A 468-nucleotide genomic window follows, 5' to 3' on the forward strand; every position below is an offset into this window, starting at 1 on the left:
GGCTCTGTTGCAAAAATCGTGAAGCTTGAGCATGCTTGGCGGAGATTGGACGGACGGAACGATGACGGATTTCAAGTGGCGCCATTTCCAGGGTGATGTGATCCTGTGGGCGGTGCGCTGGTATTGTCGCTATCCGATCAGCTATCGCGACCTTGAGGAAATGCTGGCGGAACGCGGCATTTCGGTCGACCATACGACGATCTATCGCTGGGTCCAGTGCTACGCCCCGGAGATGGAGAAGCGGCTGCGCTGGTTCTGGCGGCGTGGCTTTGATCCGAGCTGGCGCCTGGATGAAACCTACGTCAAGGTGCGGGGCAAGTGGACCTACCTGTACCGGGCAGTCGACAAGCGGGGCGACACGATCGATTTCTACCTGTCGCCGACCCGCAGCGCCAAGGCAGCGAAGCGGTTCCTGGGCAAGGCCCTGCGAGGCCTGAAGCACTGGGAAAAGCCTGCCACGCTCAATAC

General features: G+C 60.3%; 1 pseudogene. It reads left to right on the forward strand.

The features are described 5' to 3' along the window. Positions 1–61: 61 nt before the first annotated feature. Positions 62–468: pseudogene (locus tag ACGHJ7_RS14800) on the forward strand (IS6-like element IS6100 family transposase); the annotation flags it as partial.

Origin of the sequence: Altererythrobacter sp. MTPC7 (assembly GCF_042851395.1) — a bacterium.
Taxonomy (GTDB): domain Bacteria; phylum Pseudomonadota; class Alphaproteobacteria; order Sphingomonadales; family Sphingomonadaceae; genus CAJXSN01.